The 20,880-nt window shown below is 43.7% G+C and carries 17 protein-coding genes; 1 reads left to right on the plus strand and 16 read right to left on the minus strand.

All coding sequences use genetic code 11. The annotated features are described in order from the left end of the window. Window positions 1-70 precede the first annotated feature (70 nt). The 11 genes from hemL to OC538_RS04570 all read right to left on the minus strand — a co-directional run bounded on the left by hemL (window position 71) and on the right by OC538_RS04570 (window position 13,397). Window positions 71-1,363: a glutamate-1-semialdehyde 2,1-aminomutase gene (gene hemL / locus OC538_RS04520; RefSeq protein WP_262173482.1), complete on the minus strand. Its 1,293-nt coding sequence runs from the start codon at window positions 1,361-1,363 to the stop codon at window positions 71-73. Continuing rightward, a complete protein-coding gene (gene hemB, locus OC538_RS04525) occupies window positions 1,364-2,344 on the minus strand; it encodes a porphobilinogen synthase (RefSeq protein ID WP_262173483.1) in 981 nt (326 codons plus the stop codon). It lies immediately after the preceding gene. After that, window positions 2,341-3,105 carry a uroporphyrinogen-III synthase gene (locus OC538_RS04530; protein WP_251694265.1) on the minus strand — a complete coding sequence of 255 codons (765 nt, stop codon included), beginning with the start codon at window positions 3,103-3,105 and terminating at the stop codon, window positions 2,341-2,343. The genes hemB and OC538_RS04530 overlap by 4 nt, the downstream gene beginning before the upstream one ends. Then, on the minus strand, window positions 3,098-4,027 hold the full coding sequence (hemC, locus tag OC538_RS04535) for a hydroxymethylbilane synthase (RefSeq protein WP_251694264.1): 930 nt from the start codon (window positions 4,025-4,027) through the stop codon (window positions 3,098-3,100). The genes OC538_RS04530 and hemC overlap by 8 nt, the downstream gene beginning before the upstream one ends. A gap of 33 nt (window positions 4,028-4,060) precedes the next feature. Beyond that, window positions 4,061-4,891 carry a cytochrome c biogenesis protein gene (locus tag OC538_RS04540; protein ID WP_251694263.1) on the minus strand — a complete coding sequence of 277 codons (831 nt, stop codon included), beginning with the start codon at window positions 4,889-4,891 and terminating at the stop codon, window positions 4,061-4,063. A 39-nt stretch (window positions 4,892-4,930) separates the two neighbouring features. Then, window positions 4,931-6,271 carry a glutamyl-tRNA reductase gene (hemA, locus tag OC538_RS04545; protein ID WP_262173486.1) on the minus strand — a complete coding sequence of 447 codons (1,341 nt, stop codon included), beginning with the start codon at window positions 6,269-6,271 and terminating at the stop codon, window positions 4,931-4,933. A 312-nt stretch (window positions 6,272-6,583) separates the two neighbouring features. After that, window positions 6,584-7,165: a ribosome biogenesis GTP-binding protein YihA/YsxC gene (yihA, locus tag OC538_RS04550; RefSeq protein ID WP_262173489.1), complete on the minus strand. Its 582-nt coding sequence runs from the start codon at window positions 7,163-7,165 to the stop codon at window positions 6,584-6,586. Continuing rightward, window positions 7,162-9,486: an endopeptidase La gene (gene lon, locus OC538_RS04555; protein ID WP_262173491.1), complete on the minus strand. Its 2,325-nt coding sequence runs from the start codon at window positions 9,484-9,486 to the stop codon at window positions 7,162-7,164. The genes yihA and lon overlap by 4 nt, the downstream gene beginning before the upstream one ends. Before the next feature lie 120 nt (window positions 9,487-9,606). Beyond that, the gene (gene clpX / locus OC538_RS04560) at window positions 9,607-10,875 is read right to left on the minus strand and encodes an ATP-dependent protease ATP-binding subunit ClpX (RefSeq protein ID WP_262173492.1); all 1,269 of its coding nucleotides are present in this window, start codon (window positions 10,873-10,875) and stop codon (window positions 9,607-9,609) included. A gap of 147 nt (window positions 10,876-11,022) precedes the next feature. Further along, on the minus strand, window positions 11,023-12,309 hold the full coding sequence (tig, locus tag OC538_RS04565; RefSeq protein WP_262173494.1) for a trigger factor: 1,287 nt from the start codon (window positions 12,307-12,309) through the stop codon (window positions 11,023-11,025). 110 nt (window positions 12,310-12,419) lie between these two features. Next, window positions 12,420-13,397: a tetratricopeptide repeat protein gene (locus OC538_RS04570; RefSeq protein WP_262173495.1), complete on the minus strand. Its 978-nt coding sequence runs from the start codon at window positions 13,395-13,397 to the stop codon at window positions 12,420-12,422. 357 nt (window positions 13,398-13,754) lie between these two features. Here OC538_RS04570 and OC538_RS04575 point away from each other — a divergent pair, with 357 nt between their 5' ends. Beyond that, complete coding sequence (locus OC538_RS04575) at window positions 13,755-14,636, plus strand: carbonic anhydrase (protein WP_262173496.1); 882 nt, start codon at window positions 13,755-13,757, stop codon at window positions 14,634-14,636. A gap of 91 nt (window positions 14,637-14,727) precedes the next feature. On the opposite strand, the gene OC538_RS04580 is transcribed toward OC538_RS04575, so the two are convergent. The 5 genes from OC538_RS04580 to OC538_RS04600 all read right to left on the minus strand — a co-directional run bounded on the left by OC538_RS04580 (window position 14,728) and on the right by OC538_RS04600 (window position 20,772). Beyond that, on the minus strand, window positions 14,728-16,380 hold the full coding sequence (locus OC538_RS04580) for a sensor domain-containing diguanylate cyclase (RefSeq protein ID WP_251694255.1): 1,653 nt from the start codon (window positions 16,378-16,380) through the stop codon (window positions 14,728-14,730). A 430-nt stretch (window positions 16,381-16,810) separates the two neighbouring features. Next, a complete protein-coding gene (locus tag OC538_RS04585) occupies window positions 16,811-17,650 on the minus strand; it encodes a DUF2935 domain-containing protein (protein WP_251694254.1) in 840 nt (279 codons plus the stop codon). A gap of 119 nt (window positions 17,651-17,769) precedes the next feature. Then, entirely contained in the window at window positions 17,770-18,717 is a 948-nt protein-coding gene (locus OC538_RS04590; protein ID WP_251694253.1) for a ring-cleaving dioxygenase, read from the minus strand. A 269-nt stretch (window positions 18,718-18,986) separates the two neighbouring features. Next, window positions 18,987-19,337, minus strand: a complete 351-nt coding sequence (locus OC538_RS04595; protein ID WP_251694252.1) for a VOC family protein — start codon at window positions 19,335-19,337, stop codon at window positions 18,987-18,989. A 154-nt stretch (window positions 19,338-19,491) separates the two neighbouring features. Then, complete coding sequence (locus OC538_RS04600) at window positions 19,492-20,772, minus strand: cation:dicarboxylate symporter family transporter (protein ID WP_251694251.1); 1,281 nt, start codon at window positions 20,770-20,772, stop codon at window positions 19,492-19,494. Window positions 20,773-20,880 lie beyond the last annotated feature (108 nt).

Genomic DNA, 20,880 nt, shown 5'->3' on the forward strand with positions numbered 1-20,880 from the left:
CCATTACTCGCGATTACCAATAAAAAAGCTGCCCGTTGTCGGGAAACCCGACAACGGACAGCTAACATAATTATCGTGCCAATTGGGCGAATACGTTGTGGAATGCTTGGACGGTCTGTTCGATATGCTCTTCCGTATGGGATGAGGAAAGGAACATGCCTTCGAACTGGGATGGCGGCAGGAAGATTCCTTCTTCTGCCATCAAGCGAAAGTACTCCGCAAACAGTTCCAGGTCGGACGTTTTCGCTTGGTCATAATTGGTCACTTTTTCATTCGTAAAGAAGAAACCGATCATGGAGCCTGCTCGGTTCACAGTATGCGGGATGTTGTATTTCGTCGCCGCCTCACGGAAGCCTGCTTCCAGCTGATCGCCAAGTTTCTTGAAATAATCATACGAAGCCGGTGTCAATTTTTTCAATGTCTCGATGCCAGCTGTCATCGCCATTGGATTTCCGGACAATGTCCCTGCTTGGTAGACCGTTCCTGCAGGTGCGATATTTTCCATGATTTCACGTTTCCCGCCATATGCACCGACAGGAAGACCGCCGCCGATCACTTTGCCGAGGCAAGTAAGATCCGGAGTGATTCCGAAATAGCCTTGCGCGCAAGTGTAATCAACACGGAAGCCCGTCATCACTTCATCGAAAATAAGCAATGTGCCGTTCTTCTCGGTGATTTCACGTAACCCTTCCAGGAAACCTGGCTCCGGCGGGACAACTCCCATGTTTCCGGCAACCGGCTCGACAATGACGCCTGCAATGTCATCTCCGAATTGATCGAAAGCAGCACGAACGCCATCCATGTCATTGTAAGCAACTGTAATCGTGTTCTTCGCAATGCCTTCAGGAACACCCGGACTATCCGGCAGACCCAGCGTAGCGACGCCAGATCCCGCTTTAATAAGCAACGAATCACCATGGCCGTGGTAGCAGCCTTCAAACTTCAATATCTTGTTGCGTCCTGTATAACCGCGAGCCAGACGCAATGCGCTCATAGTCGCTTCTGTTCCTGAAGAGACCATCCGGACAACCTCGATGGATGGCACGCGATCGATAACGATTTGCGCGAGTTCATTTTCAAGTAAAGTAGGTGCTCCGAAGCTCGTTCCTGTCTCAGCCACTTTTTTAATACCTTCAACAACGTCAGGATCTGCATGCCCTAAAATCAGAGGACCCCATGAAAGGACATAATCGATATATTCATTACCATCTATGTCCTTGATGATCGGCCCTTTTCCGCTTTCCATGAAAATCGGATCCATATTGACCGATTTGAAAGCACGGACAGGAGAGTTCACGCCGCCTGGCATTAACTTCACTGCTTCCGCAAATGCTTGCTTTGATTTTTCGTAGCTTTTACCCATTCATTTTCCCTCCAGCCAACGCGCTGCGTCTTTTGCATGGTATGTCATGATGAGATCCGCACCTGCGCGTTTCATACTTGTCAACGTTTCCAATACAATTTCTTTTTCATTGATCCAGCCGTTCTGTGCCGCTGCCTTCACCATCGAATATTCACCGCTCACATTATAAGCGACAACAGGAAGCAGGACATTGTTCTTCACATCACGCATGATATCCAAATACGACAATGCAGGTTTAACGATCAGGAAATCCGCGCCTTCCATGACATCCGACTCCGCCTCGCGAAGTGCTTCCATCCGGTTGGCAGGATCCATCTGATATGTCTTCCGATCCCCGAACTGCGGAGCCGATTCAGCAGCATCGCGGAACGGCCCGTAGTATGCAGATGAATATTTGACTGCGTAAGACATGATTGGAACATTTTCGAAGCCCTCTTCATCAAGCGCTTGTCTGATGGCGACGACGAAGCCATCCATCATATTGGATGGTGCGATGATGTCAGCACCCGCCTTTGCTTGGCTGACCGCAGTTTTCGCCAACAATTCAAGTGAAGGGTCGTTCAATATGTCGGAACCATGGACGACGCCGCAATGGCCATGGTCGGTATATTCGCATAAGCATGTGTCCGCAATGACAACAAGTTCAGGGAACTTCTCTTTGATAAGACGGGTAGCACGCTGGACAATTCCTTCGTCGTTAAAGGCTCCTGTACCCGTCGCATCTTTCTCTGCAGGAATCCCAAAGAGGATGACGGAAGGTATGCCTAATGAAACGACTTCTTCCACTTCCTCCAACAAACGATCAAGTGACAATTGATAAATGCCCGGCATCGAGCTGATTTCATTTTTCACATTTTCCCCTTCAATGATGAAGAGCGGATAAATGAAATCCTCTTTCTGCAGGATTGTTTCCCTTACCATCGAGCGTATTGTCGCCGAATTGCGCAGACGGCGATTACGTCGGAATTGTAGTTGAGTCATTTGATTTCTTCCTTTCGCCTCGCCAATGCATTGACGAGTTCCTTAAGAGTATAAATTTCAGGCTTCACATCCACCTTGGCGCCTGCCTCGATCAACGCCTTTTCAGTGACATGTCCGATTGCTCCGATTGAATAGCCATCCCAACCGACGACAGGCATTGCGCCTTCTACAAATACACGGACAGCAGATGGACTTGCAAATAAAACAGTTGTGCTCTCTCCTGTTTTCAGCAAATCGATGATTGAAGATACTGAATCAGGCTGGGACACCGTTTCATAAATCGTCCATTCTTCCACTTGAAACGGCAGTTCCTCACGGATGAGGCTACCGGCTAGATTCCCTCTAAGGAACAGAACCCGAAGCTCCCGGTCATCCGTTGGTTTGAATTGCTTTACAAACACGTCTGCGCTGAAAATGGTCGGGATGAATTCAACAGTGAAGCCGATCTTCTCCAACGCCGAGGCGGTCTGTGTACCGACAGCAGCTATTTTGGAGGGGATCTGTTGAGTTGTCATATTAAAACGTTCCATTTTCAAATGGAATGCTCTCACAGCAGTTTGGCTTGTGAATATCAACCAATCAAAGTCTGCACAACGCTTTAATTGATTCTCATCGGTCGCATCTACGATTTCATTCACCTGGATGAGCGGCATCGAGTAAGGGATGCCACCGTACTGTCTGACGAGATCAAAAACTTCAAGCGATTTCGGCGTCCCCGTAAAAATGACGGTTTCCCCTTTCAACGGACCCAATTCAGGCATCCATTTCCGCCTTCACTTTCTCGATTACTTCTGAAGCTCCTTCTGCGCGTAAAGTAGATGCTACAGATTTGCCGACTGCAACCGGATCAGAACCGCGCACCGTCTTCTTGAACACTTGCTTCGCGTCCGGGGAAGCAACAAATCCAGTAAATTCGATCTCTTTTCCGTCATATTCGGCAATTCCCGCAATCGGCACTTGGCATGAGCCATCCATTTCTGCAAGGAATGTGCGCTCCGCTTCGACTTCCAGCCACGTCTTCTCATCGGAGACTTTTTTCAGTTCGGCGAGCAGTTCTGCATCGTCACTTCTGCATTCGATCGCAAGTGCACCTTGGCCGATAGCCGGGATACAGTCTTCGATTGACATATACTCAGTCACTACATCATCGCTCCAACCCATCCGCTTCAAACCTGCGGCAGCCAAAAGGATCGCATCGTATTCGCCATCTTGCATCTTCTGCAACCGAGTATCGATGTTGCCTCGAATCCATTTGATTTCAATATCAGGACGAAGCATGATCAGCTGGGAGCTGCGGCGTAAACTCGACGTCCCGACGACGGCACCAACCGGAAGGTCCATGAACTTCACATGACCTTTGGAGATGAATGCGTCCCGTGAATCGACACGCGGCGGCATACAACCGATCATAAGCCCTTCAGGTAATACGGCAGGCATATCCTTCATGCTGTGGACAGCGAAGTCAATTTCCTTATCGAAAAGAGCTTGTTGGATCTCTTTGACGAATAGTCCTTTGCCTCCCACCTTCGAAAGCATCACATCGAGGATTTTGTCACCTTTCGTAACAATTTCTTTCACTTCAAATTCAAAAGGCGCACCCGCTGCCTTCATTTGGTCGATAAACCAATTTGTCTGCGTTAATGCGAGCTTGCTCCTTCTTGAGCCTACAATGATTTTTCTCAATACGATCTTCCTCCCATACTTACTGCCTAAACGTCAAATCCAAAAATGGAATTGCGATAATCTGCTTCCAAGAAAAAAGTTGATGATAACAAAAAGAAAAGCGAAGACGTTCGCCCACGCAAAATCGTTCGCTGTCAGTCTTCCTCTTCTTTGCAAAAACAATACTAAACTATAAAGGATAATAACGAGGAAAGACCCGATGATCTTCATGTCGGAAATTGCCCATTCATCAAGTGCAACAGCTGCCCATTGAATTCCTAGCACGAGGCTGATGAACAGTACTGGTATGCCGGTATAGATCGATGCTTTCATCCCAGATAACGATTGTTGAAGGGACGGCAGACGTCCGAATTGCTTTGTCCACTTCTTCTTCTTCAACACTTTATAGACGAGCAAATAAAGGATGGCGAAAACGAAGGACATTGCAAATGCTGCATACGATAGGATTGCAAAGGTGATATGTATGAAGAGCAATTCCGAAATGAGAGATTCACCAACAGGCGACTTCTCAATCTGCACAGGCGTGAATGTATGGATTGTCATAAAGATGAACCCGATCACATTTAAAAAGAAGACAGCGAACCCGACCTTTGTAAACACTTGGAGAATCATCGATAACGAAATGAGCAGCCAAGCGTAGAAATAGATCCCTTCGTAAAGGGAAAGGATCGGGAATCGCTGTGTGTCAATCACCCGTGCAACTAGAAATCCGCTCTGCATCAAATAGACAACCGACAAAATCGAAAAAGCGCTGCGATGGGCGATTTTATTGTTATTCAAATAATCGATGAAATAAAATACGAGGCTCACCGCATACAGGACGACGATTACTTCGTGGAATCTCGCCATAGTCATTTCGGCCATGATGCAACCTCTGCCTTTCGCATGGATCTATAGCCCGGATTATGCCTCGGCTAATTTGTGTGTAGCTTTACCAAGGGATTTGGCTTCAGATTGAACGATTTCTTCTTCCTCTTCTTCATCAACCAATCCGAATATTTGCTTGAATAAAGCCAGTTTTTCAGCTGCCTGTCCATCCAATGCCAACTCTTTTGCCTGCAGGATCGGTTCCTTCAGCATTTGGTTGACAATTGACTTTGTATGCTTATTCAATAATTTCTTTTCACGAGCAGTGAGATTCGGCATTTTATTCTCAATGCTGGCCATCGTCTCAGCCTGGATATGGAGAGCCTTTTCGCGTAATGCGGAAATGACCGGCACAACACCGAGCGTTGCAATCCATTCCTTGAATTCGACAATCTCTTCTTCAATCATCAAACCGATCTCTTCTGCGGCACGTTTACGTTCCGCCAAATTCGCTTCGACGATTCCTTGCAGGTCGTCAATGTCGTAGAGGAAGACATTCGGTAAATCACCAATTCTAGGATCCAAATCCCGAGGTACGGCAATATCGACCATGAAAATCGGCTTCCCCTTCCGGAGCTTCTCAACATATTTCATCAATTCGAAATCAATGACAAAATCAGTTGCGCCGGTGGAACTGATTAATACATCTGCTTCCAATAGCGTGCATTGCAATTCCTGCATCGGTTTAGCGACGCCCCCGAATTGCTCCGCCATCTCTTCTGCTTTAGAAAGCGTACGATTGACGACAGTCACTTTGCCGGCACCACTGCCATGCAAGTTCTTGATGGCCAATTCTCCCATCTTCCCTGCTCCAAGTATGGCTATATGCTTTCCATCCAATGAACCGAAAATCTTCTTTCCAAGCTCAACAGCAGCGTAGGATACAGATACAGCATTGTCGGCGATGGCAGTTTCTGAATGCGCCTTCTTCGCGAGTGTAATTGACTTTTTAAACAACTCATTGAAGACTGTTCCAGTCGTCCCGATGTTTTGCCCTTCCAAGAAACTGTTTCGGACTTGTCCTAAAATTTGAGTTTCGCCAAGCACCATTGAATCGATGCCCGCTGATACACGCATCAAATGTTCGATCGCTGCATCATTTTCGTAGATAAGCAAATGAGGGGATAATTCCTCAAGTTCCATGTCGAACCAGTCAGCTAAAAATCGTTTCACGTAGTAACGGCCCGTATGGAGTTGATCAGCAACAGCGTATATTTCAGTACGATTGCAAGTAGAAATGATTACATTTTCCAAAATGCTTTTCTCTTTTTGTAAAGCTTGCATCGCCTTTGGCAATTCAGCTTCTACAAAAGATAATTTTTCCCTGATTTCTACTGGAGCTGTTCGGTGGTTGACACCGACCACGATTGTATACATAAGGTGTTCACACCTCTCCCGTTCTTTTTCACATATACGATTATAACATATTTCGCTGTATCTAACGGACAATTTTGTGACTAACTCTTGAACCATCAACGGTTCGTTCCCTATTTTTGTACTTATTCTAATGTATTTCTTCTCCGCTAGCATCTAGCTCCGGCGACCAGATGCTCGGGTCATAAGTCGACCCTGCTGCACGGCAAAGAGCGCCGTTTCGCATGTTCGCCTTATGCCTGTCGCACCTAGGCAGGTCGCCTTCGCTTTTGAATTAAAAATCCGGATGAACGTTTGTTATCATCCGGATAAAAACTACATTCTATTTTCAATCTCTCGCCATGCCTCATCAATCCCCATGCCTTTTTCAGAGGAAAACAGGACTAATGGATCTCCAGCGCGCATATTCAATTCGTTTCTCACGACTTTTTTATGCTTCTCCCACTTACCTTTCGGGATTTTATCCGCTTTCGTTGCAATGACGATTGTAGGAATGTCGTAATGACCAAGAAAGTCATACATAACACAATCATCTACGCTTGGGGGATGTCTAAGGTCGACAATCAAGACAACGGCCCTCAATTGCTCCCGACCGGTTAAATATCTCTCAATCATTTTGCCCCATGCTTCCCGTTCCGATTTGGACACTTTCGCATAGCCATAACCGGGGACATCGACGAAGAATAATTTCTCTTCAATTTTATAGAAATTCAATGTTTGGGTCTTGCCCGGTTTCGATGATGTACGGGCTAAACTTTTACGTCCGATCATTTTATTAATGAAGGAAGATTTTCCTACATTCGAACGGCCAGCCAACGCAAATTCCGGAAATCCATCATCCGGGTATTGCTCCGGTCTTACCGCACTCATGATCATTTCAACTTGATTTACTTTCATTCGGAAGCCTCCTCCAATGCGTACGCTAATACCTCTTCAGCATCTGAGACAAGCTTGAATGTCAGCTCACTCCGTACACTTTCTGGTATATCTTCAATATCACGTTCATTTGCAATCGGCAAGATGATTGTCGTCAAGCCAGCTCGATGTGCACTTAAAGACTTTTCCTTAACGCCTCCGATCGGCAACACCCTGCCTCGGAGCGTAATTTCGCCTGTCATTCCGACTTCACGCTTAATCGGGCGTTTCGTCAATGCAGAAACGAGTGCGGTCGCAATCGTTACGCCCGCAGAAGGTCCGTCTTTTGGAACTGCACCTTCAGGAACATGTATATGAATGTCGCACGATTCATGGAAATTCGGATTGATATGAAAATCCACTGCCTTAGATCTGACATAGGATAATGCCGTTTGTGCCGATTCTTTCATGACATCACCCAACTTGCCCGTCAGTATCAGTTTACCTTTGCCCGGTGACAATGAAACCTCAATTTGGAGTGTATCTCCTCCAACCGTCGTATATGCCAATCCGGTTGCAACGCCGACCTGGTTTTTCTTCTCAGCTTGTCCGTAGCTGAATTTCCTTTTGCCTAAAAGGGTTTCAAGCGCCTTTGCACTGACAGTAACACTTTTTCTTTCCCCGGTTACGATTTGCTTTGCAGCTCTTCTGCAAATCCTGGCGATTTCCCTTTCCAGTCCACGGACACCGGCTTCCCGTGTATAATAACGGACGATATTCTGAATCGCTTCGTCATTGAAACGGACTTGAGACTTTGTCAATCCATGCTCCTTCAGCTGCTTTGGAATGAGATGGTTTTTGGCGATAGTCCGCTTTTCCAATTCTGTATACCCCGGAATCGAAATGATCTCCATTCGATCCCTCAAAGGACCGGGTATGGAGCTTAAATCATTGGAAGTCGCTACGAATAAGACATCCGATAAATCATATGGTTCTTCTATATAGTGGTCACTGAACGTTGCGTTCTGCTCAGGATCAAGAACCTCCAGCATGGCAGATGACGGATCCCCTCTGAAGTCATTGGACATCTTATCGACTTCATCGAGCAAGAATACAGGATTGATCTTTCCCGCCTTTTTCATGCCTTGAATAATTCGTCCTGGCATAGCACCGACATATGTACGGCGGTGCCCTCTAATTTCAGATTCATCACGCACTCCTCCAAGGGAAATACGGACAAATTTGCGCCCCAATGATTCCGCGATGGAGCGAGCCAAAGAAGTCTTTCCAACTCCTGGCGGTCCATCGAGGCATAGGATCGGCCCGCGTAATGAGTTGGTCATTTGCCGGACGGCAAGGTATTCCAATATACGCTCCTTCACCGATTCGAGTCCCTCATGGTCGCGGTTCAATATTTCCTCGGATCTATTGATATCCAATTGATCCTTCGAAGCTTTTGACCATGGCAATGCGACGAGCCAATCGATATAATTCCGGATCACACCACTTTCAGCGGAAGCGGAATGAGCCTTCTCATAACGATCTAGTTCACGGAATGCAGCCTGTCTTACATTTTCAGGCATACCAGCCTCTTCAATCTTTTTCGTCAACTCAACAACTTCAATGCTCTTCCCGTCTTTATCGCCAAGCTCTTTTTGGATCGCCTTCATCTGCTCGCGTAGGTAAAATTCTTTTTGTGTCCGTTCCATCGCTTCTTTTACACGAGTATTGATCTTCCGCTCCAGTTCGAGGATCGCCTGCTCGTCGTGAAGTTTATTGATAAGGAACTCCAATCTCTTCTTAACGTCCGTAATTTCAAGTATTTCCTGTTTGGCAGACAGCTTCAACGGTAGATGGGAAGCGATCATATCTGCGAACCTTCCCGGCTCTTCGATAGATGCAATGGAATCGAATGTTTCCTGGGAAACTTTAGCGGAATAGTTTGTGTAATTTTCGAAGTAAGGAAGTAAAATGCGCATAAGTGCAATGCATTCTGCATCCACTTCCGTGTCGTCCGGAATTCTCTTCACATCTACAACAGGGTAGAGGTCCGCCTCCTCATAATTAGACCATTCCGCCCGTTCGATACCTTCAACATTGAGTCGATATGTCCCATTGTTCAATTCCGTCAATGACTTCACATGTGCCAAAAGTCCGATTCGATATAAATCATCGGCTTCCGGATGTTCAACACTTGTCTCTTTTTGTGAAGCAAGCATGATGAGATTGTCATTCGCAATTGCATGTTCGACCGCAAATACGGAGCGCTCTCTCCCGACGTCAATATGTAAAACCATCGTCGGGTAGACTAACATCCCCCGCAAAGGCAATAAAGGTACATTCAGCTTTTTTCGATTCGGCATGCGGAAGTCACCTCCATAAGTTATGTATGTCCATTAATCATTTTTCTATAAGGTGGAAAAAGCCGACAACCGATGAGCGAATGATTCGCATCGTCGGAGTCAGCTTTACCCCTCCATTTATCAGGCCGTATTTTTCTCTTGATCGAGCTCCATCTGGGTACCATCTTCTCGATAAAGGATCGGGCTGGATTTTTTCAGGACGGAATCTTTAGTAATGATGCATTCGGTGACTTCATCAAGTGACGGAAGTTCATACATGATATCCAACATGATGTTTTCAATAATCGACCGCAATCCACGGGCACCCGTTTTCCGATCAATCGCTTCTTTTGCGATTTCAATCAGCGCATCATCTTCAAAACGCAACGCAACGCCATCCAATTCGACCATCTTTTGGTATTGCTTGACAATCGCGTTTTTCGGAACTGTGAGGATTTGATAGAGAGTATCTTCGTTCAACTGTTCCAAAGTTGCAATGACCGGCAACCGGCCGATGAATTCAGGAATCAGTCCGAAACGCTGTAAATCCTCAGGAATCAATTTTGAAAGCAAAGAAGCTTCCTCATTTGCGCCCTCTTCAATATTCGTGCCAAAGCCGATCACTTTCTGTCCTGTTCGGCGTTTAATGATTTCTTCCATCCCATCGAAGGCACCGCCGACGATGAAGAGAATATTTGTCGTATCGATTTGCAGGAATTCCTGGTGAGGATGCTTGCGGCCGCCTTGAGGTGGGACGCTTGCAACAGTTCCTTCCAAAATCTTCAGGAGTGCTTGCTGCACACCTTCACCGGACACATCACGCGTGATCGATGCATTTTCCGACTTACGGGCAACTTTATCAATTTCATCAATATAGATGATCCCTTTTTCTGCACGTTCGATATCGAAATCGGCAGCTTGGATCAATTTCAATAAAATATTTTCAACGTCTTCACCGACATAGCCGGCTTCCGTCAAAGAAGTTGCATCCGCAATTGCGAAAGGAACATCGAGAATACGTGCCAATGTTTGCGCCAACAACGTTTTACCGCTGCCCGTAGGTCCGATCAAAACGATATTCGATTTTGCAATTTCCACATCGTCGACCTTACTATTCGTATTGATCCGTTTGTAGTGGTTGTAAACCGCAACGGCCAATGACTTTTTAGCACGGTCCTGGCCAATAATATATTCATCCAAGATACCTTGGATTTCACGTGGTTTCGGAACGTCCTTCAGCTCGAAGTGCTCATCAAGTCCAACTTCCTCCTCGACGATTTCCGCACAAAGTTCAACACACTCATCACAAATATAAACACCCTGACCGGCAACAAGTTTTCTCACCTGGTCTTGGGTTTTACCACAAAAAGAACAACTTAAATTATCTTTTTCGTCATTAAATTTGAACATCAAGCTCACCCCTATTCAAGTGACAATCTTACAAGATTCCCCCGGTTTTATCAACTATTTAGAACTTATCCTCTATAGTTGCCCAAAAAATCCTAGCCTATGAAAAACAAGGTACGGAAACCCGCACCTTGTATTTTTCATCAACAATTATTCAGCGACTTTTGCATTTTCAACTAGCAATTCAACAGTCTTGTTGAAACGCAAGTCGTTCTCAAGCACTTTCGTTCCGCCCAATGTCTGCTTAATCTGATCGACGTCCATACCGAATTGCTCAGACATCTTCTCTAGCTCTGCGTCGATTTCCTCTTCTGTAACTTCAAGGCCTTCAGCAGCTCCGATTGCTTCAAGTGTCAAGGAAACGCGAACGCGGCTGAGTGCATCGTCTCTCATTTGCGCACGTAATGCAGCTTCATCTTGTCCTGAGAATTGGAAGTATAAATCTAAGTTCATACCTTGCATTTGGAGGCGTTGACCGAATTCGTCCATCATGCGATCCACTTCGGAGTCGATCATCACTTCCGGGATATCGATTTCAGCGTTACGTGCTGCAGCTTCAACAAGATCGTCACGCATTGCTGTTTCAGAAGCAGTTTTCTTCTCTTGAGCTGTCTGTTCTTTCATTTTTGTACGAAGCTCTTCAAGGCTTTCGACACTTTCATCGATTTCCTTTGCAAGCTCATCGTCAAGCTCAGGAACTTCCTTCGACTTGATTTCATGTACTTTCACTTTGAATACAGCCGGTTTACCAGCCAATTCTGCAGCGTGGTACTCTTCAGGGAAGGAAACTTCAATATCTTTTTCTTCGCCTTGCTTCATACCGACAACTTGTTCTTCGAATCCTGGAATGAATGAACCAGTTCCGATTTCCAAGTCATATCCTTCAGCTTTGCCGCCTTCGAAAGCTTCGCCATCAACGAATCCTTCGAAATCAAGGTTGACAGTGTCGCCGTTTTCAACAGCGCCGTCTTCCTTTACGACCATTTCAGCCAACGCTGTTTGACGATCCTTCAATTGTGCTTCGATCTCTTCGTCCGTCACTTCAGTTTCCTGAGGTGTCACTTCAAGACCTTTGTAGTCGCCAAGTTTTACTTCAGGCTTTAATGTAACATGTGCTTTGAATACGAGCGTTTTGCCTTTTTCCATCTCATCGATTTCGATTTCAGGTTGAGCGATCGGCTCTACATCCGCTTCATCAAGCGCATTTGAATACGCTTCAGGCAGGATGATGTCAAGCGCATCGTTATAAAGTGATTCTACGCCGTACATTCTTTCAAACATTTTGCGGGGCATTTTCCCTTTACGGAATCCAGGCGCTTGAACTTTCTTAACTACTTTCTTGAAAGCCTCATCAAGTGCTGCATCCACTGTCTCAGCAGGAACTTCAACTGTAAGTGTTCCTTTATTGCCTTCTTCTTTTTCCCATTTAACAGACATTTAAATACCTCCGAATCATTATGACCAGTATATTTTCTCACGTTTATACGCTATTTACAACCCTTACAGTATATCATAGTCTTTCGATCTTTCAACAGATTTACTGCACATCACTTATCCGTCTGTTGGTCAACAGTTCTGATCCAGGAATTCAGCTCCGTTGCATTGACCGGTGCCCCCGTGAACATGCTTTCTATGTATTGCGTATAAGCATCCGCAACCTCGGAAGTGGAAAATCCATCCCAGCAGAATGGGTAGGCGATAATACCGTAACGAAGACTGGCGTCAATAGCCATTTGCATACGCGAGGGATCCTTCTCAAAGAGTCCGCCGATTTGATTGACCACTTCAATGGAACGATCATCCTGGCTCGGCAGCTCCAAATCCGCAGGGATGACACTTTTCGACCTCCCAAACTTCCGGACCGTCACTTCCCCATCAAAACCTGATTCGCGCAGGAGGACAAGCGCGTACGTGATGACGATTGGGTGCAAGCTTTCCTTTTCGACAATTTGCGATAATAGATTTTTTGTCGTCTTGTCCAATTCCCTGTTTTCAAATAAAGCAAGAATCCCCTGTTGTGTTTCTGTTGTTCCTTCCATGAATTCATCCATGGTAAACACATCCAATTGCCGAGGTTCCAATTCCTCACGTATGTATCTTGAGGATAGCCTATTATTCAACTCCCGTAAGTAATTGAATTTAGTAATCATATTTGGCGGGACGATACCTTCGTCCAGGAGGGTTTCAATCGTCATTTCAACTTCGTCATAATCCTGCAGCTGGATGCTGATTGCTAAATATAGTTCCATGGCATCCAGATACTCCGTTGTTCCACTATGTAATAATTTCGTTGCTACTTCTTTCGCCAAAGGAAAGTTTTTTGTTTCATAGAGAGAAACCGCGTATGGCGCTAATATGCGGGTGTTGTCAGGATCGAAATGATACGCCTGTCCGAATGCCTCCACAGCTTCTACGTAGTCTGTATCCTCGACAGCATCCAACCCTTTTTCAATCAGTCGTTCCAAGGCGCCAGGAAACACGACTATGTTATCCTTTTTAATTAGCCTTCCGTATCTATGTCTCACTGGATTCACCTTCTTTCATCCATCCACTATACCATATAGCATTTTCCAACCGGAAATGAATTATTCACTCCCTGTTATATATGTTCATATCTGAAAATTTCTCGATACATTTTTCCTCAAACCAGCTTCACTCTTTGGATTTTATTGTTCCCACGAAATGGAACTTAGTTAGTTAGCACCAAGGGATAATTCTCATGTCCATTCCTTTTTATTTGCAAACGTTTAGTATCAAGTAACTGTATTGGCAAATTTGATTCGTATTGGCAGTTTTTGTCTTGTTTTGACGGATTTTTTCAGTATAGTATTTCTTGTGTAACGGTGTAGAAAAAAATTAAGGAAGAGGGGGAATTCCCAAAGATGAAAAACATATTTTTGTATCCGTTTGTAGTTGTATCGTTAGCCTTGTTATTGGGAGCATGCTCTGAACAGGCAACAAAGACAACAGAAACAACTACATCAGAAACAACTACATCAGAAAAAGAAGAAGTAACTGTCACTGACAAAACAGAAATTGAGACATCGGAGTCAGATGACACAACGAACATGCAATGGTCTTATGATGAAGAAACAGGTCCAGACCATTGGGGGGATTTGGATCCTGCATACTCAGCCTGTACAGATGGAAATGAACAATCACCAATCAATATCGATTCATCACAAGTGAAAACGAGTAAAAAACTGGATAGCATTGAAATTCAATATGAACCGTCACACCTTTCGATCTTAAATAACGGTCATTCGATCCAGGCTAATCCAGCAGCACCAAACAATAGCATTGTCGTCGAAGGAACAGAATATAAGCTTGCTCAATTTCATTTCCATACACCAAGCGAGCATCAGATCAATGGTCAAAACATGGATATGGAACTTCATCTAGTACACCAAGATGCGGACGGTGAGCTTGCAGTACTCGGTCTGATGATTAAAGAAGGAAAAGAAAACGAAGAACTTGCAGCTATTTGGGATGCATTTCCTATGAAAGAAACTGAGAATGATATTGAATTAAATGAAACTATTGATTTACACGCCTTACTTCCTTCAGATCAAACAACTTACTCTTACAACGGCTCATTAACGACACCACCTTGCACAGAGAAGGTGAAATGGATTGTTTTTGTAGAACCAATTGAAATGTCAAAAGAACAAATTCAAGCTTATCAGGAGATTTTCCCTGAAAACCAACGTCCTGTTCAACCTTTAAATGAGCGCGAAATAATTGAAGTAGATGAAGTAGATTGAGGAAGATTTCAATCGCTTGAAAAATCTTGCGCCAATACAAGGATGGCCTTTCATCAATTCTCTGGATTGATGAAAGGTCATTTTTATCGAATTAATATCCACTTGAGTATGTTATATATGTGTTGCGCCCATTTTCCTTCGCCCTGTACAAGGCGTTGTCCGCATTCGTCAGTAACTCGTCCATCGTAGCTCCGTCTTGCGGAAACATGGCGATTCCGATACTAGAAGTGGTGGTGAAGGTATACCCCCTTATTTGCCAATCTTCCTGCAAGCTGTCCAAAACCCGTCTACTGATCGCCTTCGCCTCGTTCTCATCTGTATCAGGAAGGAGCATGAGGAACTCATCACCGCCTTGGCGCGCAAACACATCACTTTCCCGAAGTGAGCATCTCACTCGTTTAGAAAGCTGTTTCAGTAATTCATCACCGACAGAGTGACCAAGCTGATCATTCACCCACTTGAATCTATCAAGATCCATATATAGTAATGCACAATTTATTTCATTTCGTTTTGCTTCCTTCAAAGTTTGGCGCATGATTTCCTGAAAAAGTCTCCGATTCGGCAACCCTGTCAGTTCGTCATGAAAAGCCATTTGCGTCAGCTTCTCGCGCATCATCTTTTTTTCTTCGATGACACGGGAGACAACCAATATAAAACCTTCACCGTTCTTTTCATCTACAAAATAAGTGCCTTTTGCTTCAAGCCATATCCATTCTTTCGTTTTATGCCTATATCTAAACTCCATTTCGGCGGATTCCAACGATTGGAATAAGGAATAGAAATGTCCTTCAACTTCCGGCAAATCTTCAGGGTGCACTATATCAATAGCACTCTTCCCTTCGAAATATTCCAAAGGAAACCCTAGGACTGGCGTTAGTGAGGGGGATGCATAGACAATCACCCCGTCTTTATCTATGACTGTCACCAAATCAGTCATATTTTCGGCAATTAAACGGTATTTTTCTTCACTACGGATCAAGGCCTCTTCAAATCTTTTCTTTTCTGAAATATCACGCGAAATACCGGAAAAAGCGATAATGTTGCCATGTTCATCATGAAGAGGAGAAAGCGTTATACTGACCGGAATAAATGTTCCGTCCTTCTTCAAACATTCCACTTCGAGCCCACGGATGCTTTCATTATTCAATACACGTGCACGGTCTCTCTTTACTTGCTCACTTTGTTTAGCTGGTATTGTCGGCATAGGCCTCCCTACGATTTCTTCCGCTTTCCATCCATACATTTCTTCGAAGGCTCTATTCACCTGTACAACATTTCCGTCCAAGTCAATAATATCCATTGCCTCGGCAGATGACTCATAAAAAAACATTAACTTCTCCGCTGTTTTTCGAAGTTCATCTTTCGTTTTGACTAGTTCGGTCACATCTTTTACGACAACCATTATGTTCCGGGGTTGCTGACCCTTTTCACAGAGAGGGAGGTTTTTTACATACAAATGAAGTAATTCACCTTCTTTATTATAGGCACTCACATTATATGAGCTAGATTCCCCTTTCAATGTGTTAGCGAATAATTCAGCAACCAATTTCACATTTTCCGGGGCAATTATGTCCTGAAAATTAATGTCCACCCATTCGGATGCTGAATATCCGAATAAATTCGTACCCGCTATATTCACATCAAGTACTTCTCCCTTTTCCCCTAGTAGGAAGATAGGATCCGGATTAAAAGTTAGTATCGAATTCAATACATCACTCGTAATCCCCTTAAAAAGCATATCCATCTATACCGCCCCTTCCTAAATGAACACTATATAACAACTACTATATAAAAGAGCATTGCTCAAGAAATTCACTATCCTGGATGACTAACAATAGTTTATACCCATTTCAATAAGTATACTATAACTAGTTTTAAAATCCTATGAAACGAGCATCGATAGACAGTTTGAACTAGCCTTTAGTCGGGTATGATAACATAAAGAGGTGAGTATTTTGAGTGAATTATTTTTACTCGAAGTGGAGGTTCAAAAGCTTGAGAGCGATATTAACAGATGTCCTGATAGCTTAAAGCCTACAATTCGGTCCGATATACAGTTCCTGATGGATGTAATTGATTACTGTAATAATGGAAATTAAATATATTGCTTAACTAAAATAAGGACGGCATTAAACTTTGATTTTTCAAAGTTTAACGCCCTCCTTTTTCATCTTCTATGCATTGGCCCCAGTAAGATGCGCATCGAACGAATCGATAATCGTTAGGAAATGGTCTGCTTCGCGATAAACATGGTCCGCTAATAACGGATGGATAATACTCTTTATTTTACATTCTTCAATTAAATCTCTGGCCGTCTTTTTGAATTCGCGGAGGGAAACGACAGACACCCGATTTTGATCAAGGAATTGGTCCAACAGGGGAACGGTTTGGGAATACGGTCTCATTCCGTCTAAATCCCTAGCTTGGAACAGTAATTCATCAAAATCATTGCTGAAATTCCTTGCAATGTCGACGAGCTTTCTTTCCGAAGGATCAAGTAGATGACCGATGAATTTTGCATGATCGGCCATAATTCGTAAAAAGAACACATTCTCTTTGATGATTGCATCTGCAAGCGGCACTAATTTCCCTTCATTTAATTCAATGAGTCGCTTCCTGAAATAATTGGCTTCCCTACTAATATGGTCTACCAATAACGGGAAGTTGTTTCCGCCGGGCAACTGGCAAGATAGGATCAACCCTAACACTTTTCGTTTAAAAGCGTAAATATTCGTCGCTGCCATCTGAACTTCTGAATTGAACCTTCTGATGGTCAGGGGGTCTGTTTGATTTGTATAAGCATGCGACTGTTGTTCAATTCGTTCGAATATACGATAAAATTGATTTGCTTCTGCGATTAGTTGTGTATCTTCACACCGAAACCCTAGCCTTAGAAATAAGGAATGTTCTTTCATAATTCTTGACCAGAACTGGATTTCCTCCAATGACCGTTCCACAAACTCCGTTGGCGATATGTTGGGACCACCGCTTTGGTACTCTTCGTTCCAATACATACGAATCTCCCCTTTGTATGCATACGTACTGAATCAATCTATTCCGAGTAAAGTTGTCCCTATTCCAAAAATCTTTAAGTGACGTAACTTTTCACATGCACACAAAGGATTTTCTGTAATTATTCATTCTCCTCAATAGGTTGTAGTTTTTCTTCAATTTCATTCCGACGCTCTTCTAAAAACGGCGGCAAGTCTAATTTCTCACCTAGCGTTTCAATATTTCCGTCGATTGTAAAACCCGGTCCGTCTGTCGCAATTTCAAATAGAATTCCATTTGATTCGCGGAAATATAAACTCTTGAAGTAGAAGCGGTCCACAATGCCGGATGAATAGAAGCCTCGTGCCCGGACTTGTTCATCCCAATATGCAAGCTCTTCTTCGTCTTTAACACGCACCGCCAAATGATGAATGCTGCCGCGTCCAGGTTTTTCGGATGGACCGTCTAAAAATTTCACGACAATTTCACCAAAAACTTCGCCTTTAACCGATTGGAATATCGCCTCTTCTTCCGTACGGAACACTTCCAAATATCCGAATATTTCTGTAAGTGTACTTGCAAGTTTATCGAGTCTCCGCACAGTCATTTCAACTGAACCCATGCCTTGAATTTGATGTTCTTCCGGTACGATTGATTTTCCCCATGTTTCCCAGTGCTCGGGTTTTTCGCTGTTTGACACAAGAAGCACCATCCGCAAGCCTTCTGAATCCTCAAAGTGTAAAGCGGGACGATTAGCGTACATTGTAATGTCACTATGTTGTACATCAAATTCTTCAAGACGCGTTTTCCAATAAGATAAGCTAGCAACGGATGGGACAAGTAATCCGATTCGGGTGATGGCATTTGTTCCTCGGTGCGTACTTCCTACAACCGGAATTTCAAAAAATGATAATTCAGTGCCAGGACTTCCGGTTCGGTCTCCATAAAATAAGTGATACATTGACGGATCGTCTTGATTGACCGTCATTTTCACACGCCGTAAACCAAGTACTTCTTTATAAAAGTGATTGTTTTTACTAGCATTTTTGGTGATCATCGAAATGTGGTGATGTCCTGGAATTTTGTACATGAGTTTTTTCCTCCTATTTATCGTTTGATTAGACAAGTGAGAAGATAAGAAATCACCTATTCGGCAACTTCTTGTTTACTATTTTTTTGAACACGCGACATAAGCTTATATAAGCTTTTCTTTATAACTCAACTAATTATGATGTAAGAAAAGCATCTCGAATTCAAACTATATGCTTGTCAGTCAGAAAATCACGTTACATTTCCCATCAATAAATATAAACAGCCAATCGCCAGAGTTATTCTGGCAATTGGCTGTATTGACCATTATCATTTCTCCCAAATTTCAATCCATCTTCCTTCAGGGTCAGAAATCCAAACAAAGGTCCCATACTCGCTTTTTTCAGGTTCTTTTAGAAGTGGTACACCAATTTTTTCGAAGTGCTCCATCCAATCTTCTATATTTTCCACTTGGAAATTTAGCATAACAGATTGTTCGACAGGGAAATAGCTATTTTCTTCTTTAAAAAGAGAAAATATCGTCTCATTATCTATATCTGGTTTAATTATAGCGCCATTCCAGTCACCCATTGAAAATCCCAGCGTTTCTTCATACCAGTTCTTTAACTGATCTACATCTTTTGACCTCAAAAAAACCCCGCCAAAACCTTTTATCTTCATAACATACTCCCCCCACTCACCTTTTTGTTTCCTACTTAAGGTTAGTTCAACAAACCTAGCATTAATCCTTCTTTACATATTTCACTTATTTATACCACCATAATAAAACAGGCAGTTCCCCCACCCATTACGGGCGGCGAAACTGCCTGTCCAATTAGATTGAATCACCAACAGGGTTTACCTGCGTATACTTATCTTGATCTTCGGTTCTGAAGCGACCTTCCCATTTAGCCATAACAACCGTCGCCATAGCGTTCCCCAGTACGTTGACGACTGTACGACCCATGTCTAGCAGTCGGTCGACACCTGCAATGAAAGCAAGTCCTTCCAATGGAATACCGACTGTGCCAAGCGTCGCAAGCAAAACGACGAATGAAACGCCTGGTACCCCTGCGATACCGTTCGAAGTGACCATGAGTACCAATACTAATGTAACCTGCTCCATGATGCTAAGGTCAATGCCATACATTTGAGCAATGAAAATTGCCGCAAGTGCTTGATAGAGTGTTGAGCCGTCCAAGTTGAATGAATAGCCCGTCGGAACAACAAAAGACACGATGTCCCGCGGTGAACCGAATTTCTCCATCTTTTCCATAAGCTTCGGCAGCACAGTCTCAGAACTGGATGTAGAATAAGCCAAAATAAGTTCGTCTTTCAACAGTTTTATAATGCTGAAGATGCTTGAGCCGACTAACTTCGCAATTCCGCCAAGGACCACAATGACGAAGAAAATCATAGTTGCATAGACGAGAATCATTAATTTACCAAGCGGCACTAGCGATTCGAGTCCGAATTTTGAAACCGTCACACCGATTAAACCGAATACACCAATCGGTGCGAATTTCATAATCAAGTTCGTTACCCAGAACATCGCGTCTGCAGTGCCTTGGAAGAATGCCAGCACCGGCTTTCCGCGTTCACCGATTGAAGCAACCCCTAATCCGAACAATACAGAGAAGAAGATGACCGCAAGCATATCGGCTGATGCCATCGCTTGGATAATATTACTCGGCACGATACCGACTAGAACGTCCATAAATCCTTCGTTTTGTACACTTTCAGTCGTTTGGACATAGGAGTCGATATCGCCTTTTGCCAATGTCGACATATCAATGCCTTCACCTGGTTTAAAGATATTTGCTGCAGATAAACCGACGAGGATAGCGATTAACGAGACAACTTGGAAGTAAAGCATCGTCTTTCCGCCAAGTTTACCTAATTGCTTTAGATCACCCGTTCCTGCAACGCCAACAATCAAAGTTGAAACGATGATTGGGACAACAATCATTTTGATCATGTTAATAAAGATAGTACCTAGTGGCTGTAAATAAGTCTCTATTGCCGGATGGCCATAAAAGACTGCCCCGACGATGATTCCTGCTATTAATCCGACAAGTATTTGATAAGCTAATGGAAATTTAAATTTCTTTTTCATAAAGATACCTCCCTCTACCAATGAAAGCGTTTTCTCACTTTTTACTAGTGTAAGGGATACTTATCGAATCCGACAAAATCCGACAATGTGTTTTTTATTTATTTGCAG

This window comes from Saccharococcus sp. Marseille-Q5394 (genome assembly GCF_946901335.1).
GTDB classification, from domain to species: Bacteria; Bacillota; Bacilli; order Bacillales_A; family Planococcaceae; genus Sporosarcina; species Sporosarcina luteola_C.

What these genes read in the sequence shown, in the direction of transcription:
- OC538_RS04575 (WP_262173496.1), top strand. Translation starts at nt 13,755, where the DNA reads ATGAAAAACATATTTTTGTATCCGTTTGTAGTTGTATCGTTAGCCTTG.
- hemA (WP_262173486.1), bottom strand. Translation starts at nt 6,271, where the DNA reads ATGTATACAATCGTGGTCGGTGTCAACCACCGAACAGCTCCAGTAGAA.
- OC538_RS04600 (WP_251694251.1), bottom strand. Translation starts at nt 20,772, where the DNA reads ATGAAAAAGAAATTTAAATTTCCATTAGCTTATCAAATACTTGTCGGA.
- hemL (WP_262173482.1), bottom strand. Translation starts at nt 1,363, where the DNA reads ATGGGTAAAAGCTACGAAAAATCAAAGCAAGCATTTGCGGAAGCAGTG.
- yihA (WP_262173489.1), bottom strand. Translation starts at nt 7,165, where the DNA reads ATGAAAGTAAATCAAGTTGAAATGATCATGAGTGCGGTAAGACCGGAG.
- OC538_RS04530 (WP_251694265.1), bottom strand. Translation starts at nt 3,105, where the DNA reads ATGCCTGAATTGGGTCCGTTGAAAGGGGAAACCGTCATTTTTACGGGG.
- OC538_RS04595 (WP_251694252.1), bottom strand. Translation starts at nt 19,337, where the DNA reads ATGAAGATAAAAGGTTTTGGCGGGGTTTTTTTGAGGTCAAAAGATGTA.
- OC538_RS04590 (WP_251694253.1), bottom strand. Translation starts at nt 18,717, where the DNA reads ATGTACAAAATTCCAGGACATCACCACATTTCGATGATCACCAAAAAT.
- OC538_RS04580 (WP_251694255.1), bottom strand. Translation starts at nt 16,380, where the DNA reads ATGGATATGCTTTTTAAGGGGATTACGAGTGATGTATTGAATTCGATA.
- OC538_RS04585 (WP_251694254.1), bottom strand. Translation starts at nt 17,650, where the DNA reads ATGTATTGGAACGAAGAGTACCAAAGCGGTGGTCCCAACATATCGCCA.
- tig (WP_262173494.1), bottom strand. Translation starts at nt 12,309, where the DNA reads ATGTCTGTTAAATGGGAAAAAGAAGAAGGCAATAAAGGAACACTTACA.
- lon (WP_262173491.1), bottom strand. Translation starts at nt 9,486, where the DNA reads ATGCCGAATCGAAAAAAGCTGAATGTACCTTTATTGCCTTTGCGGGGG.
- OC538_RS04540 (WP_251694263.1), bottom strand. Translation starts at nt 4,891, where the DNA reads ATGGCCGAAATGACTATGGCGAGATTCCACGAAGTAATCGTCGTCCTG.
- hemB (WP_262173483.1), bottom strand. Translation starts at nt 2,344, where the DNA reads ATGACTCAACTACAATTCCGACGTAATCGCCGTCTGCGCAATTCGGCG.
- clpX (WP_262173492.1), bottom strand. Translation starts at nt 10,875, where the DNA reads ATGTTCAAATTTAATGACGAAAAAGATAATTTAAGTTGTTCTTTTTGT.